This is a genomic window from Pseudomonas brassicae, assembly GCF_010671725.1.
GTDB classification, from domain to species: domain Bacteria; phylum Pseudomonadota; class Gammaproteobacteria; order Pseudomonadales; family Pseudomonadaceae; genus Aquipseudomonas; species Aquipseudomonas brassicae.
This window is the reverse complement of record NZ_JAAHBU010000544.1, coordinates 1-1,467: the sequence shown is the minus strand read 5'-3', so window position 1 is coordinate 1,467 and position 1,467 is coordinate 1. Positions and strand designations below refer to the sequence as shown.

The 1,467-nt window shown below is 62.3% G+C and carries 2 protein-coding genes; both read left to right on the top strand.

Translation table 11 applies throughout. The features are described 5' to 3' along the window. Positions 1 to 44: 44 nt before the first annotated feature. Positions 45 to 875, top strand: coding sequence for a nucleoside triphosphate pyrophosphohydrolase (gene mazG / locus G3436_RS25830; RefSeq protein WP_163951072.1), 831 nt, complete (start codon positions 45 to 47; stop codon positions 873 to 875). A 26-nt stretch (positions 876 to 901) separates the two neighbouring features. Then, positions 902 to 1,441, top strand: coding sequence for a DUF2058 domain-containing protein (locus G3436_RS25825; RefSeq protein ID WP_163951070.1), 540 nt, complete (start codon positions 902 to 904; stop codon positions 1,439 to 1,441). Positions 1,442 to 1,467 lie beyond the last annotated feature (26 nt).

Genomic DNA, 1,467 nt, shown 5'->3' with positions numbered 1-1,467 from the left:
CTTGCCAGCGAAGAGGCCGTAACTGTCGATCCAGAGACTTGAAGATGTACACCTTAGACGACCTGCTCCACCTCATGGCGCGCCTGCGCGACCCGCAATACGGCTGCCCCTGGGACCTCAAGCAGACCTACGCCACGATCATCCCGCACACCCTCGAAGAAGCCTATGAAGTGGCTGACGCCATCGAGCGCAGCGACTTCGAGCACCTGCAGGGCGAGCTCGGCGACCTGTTGTTCCAGGTGGTGTACTACGCCCAGCTGGCCCGCGAGGAAGGGCGCTTCGAGTTTGCCGGGGTGATCGACAGCATCACGCGCAAGCTGATCCGCCGTCACCCCCACGTCTTCCCCACCGGCGAGCTGTATGCACCGCTAGACCTGCCCAAGCTCGACGAAGAGCAGGTCAAGCAGCGTTGGGAGCAGATCAAGGCCCAGGAACGCGCCGAAAAGGGCGTGCCCGAACAACTGTCGCTGCTCGACGATGTACCGGCAGCCTTGCCGGCGCTGTCGCGTGCGGCCAAACTGCAAAAACGTGCGGCCCAGGTCGGGTTTGACTGGGACGATGCCCTGCCGGTGCTGGACAAGGTGCGCGAGGAGCTCGATGAAGTGCTCCAGGCCATGGCCGACAACGACCCGGCGGCGCTGGCCGACGAGGTAGGCGACCTGCTGTTCGCCACGGTCAACCTGGCCCGTCACCTCAAGCTGGACCCGGAAAACGCCCTGCGTGGCGCCAATCGCAAGTTCGAGCGACGTTTCCGATTTATCGAACAGGCATTGCGCGACATGGGGCGTCCGATTGAAGATTGCACCCTCGAAGACTTGGACGCGCTCTGGGGCGAAGCCAAACGTCAGGAAAAGAACCTGCCCAGCTGCGGCTGAGCTGTTGCATAAGTGAGTGAACACCGATGAGCCTTTCCCTTCGTGACCAACTGCTCAAAGCCGGCCTGGTCAACCAGAAGCAGGTCAAGCAGGTCAGCAAAGAGCAGAAAAAACAGAAACGCCTGGAGCACAAAGGCCAGGTTGAGGTAGACGACACCCAGCAGCGCCTGGCCAAGGACGCCATGGCTGAAAAGGCCAAGCGTGACCAGGAGCTCAACCGTCAGCAGCAGGAGAAGGCCGAGCAGAAGGCCCGCGCCGCCCAGGTCAAGCAGTTGATCGAAGTGTCGCGCCTGCCCAAGCTGACCACCGAGGACTACTACAACTTCGTCGACGACAAGAAGGTCAAGCGCCTGTCGGTCAATGCGCTGATGCGCAGCAAGCTCAGCAGCGGTTCGCTGGCGATCGTGCAGCATGGCGGTGGCTACGAGGTGATCCCGCGTGAGGCGGCGCTGAAGATCCAGGAGCGCGACCCGCAGCGCATCGTGCTGCTCAATACCCAGGTCGAAGCGCCGGATGCGGATGACCCGTACGCCGCCTACGTCATCCCGGATGACCTGATGTGGTAAACATGACAAACCCCGCCTAGGCGGGG

Bases quoted from the DNA above. Each gene is read 5' to 3' on its own strand.
- G3436_RS25825 (WP_163951070.1), top strand. From the start codon at position 902: ATGAGCCTTTCCCTTCGTGACCAACTGCTCAAAGCCGGCCTGGTCAAC.
- mazG (WP_163951072.1), top strand. From the start codon at position 45: ATGTACACCTTAGACGACCTGCTCCACCTCATGGCGCGCCTGCGCGAC.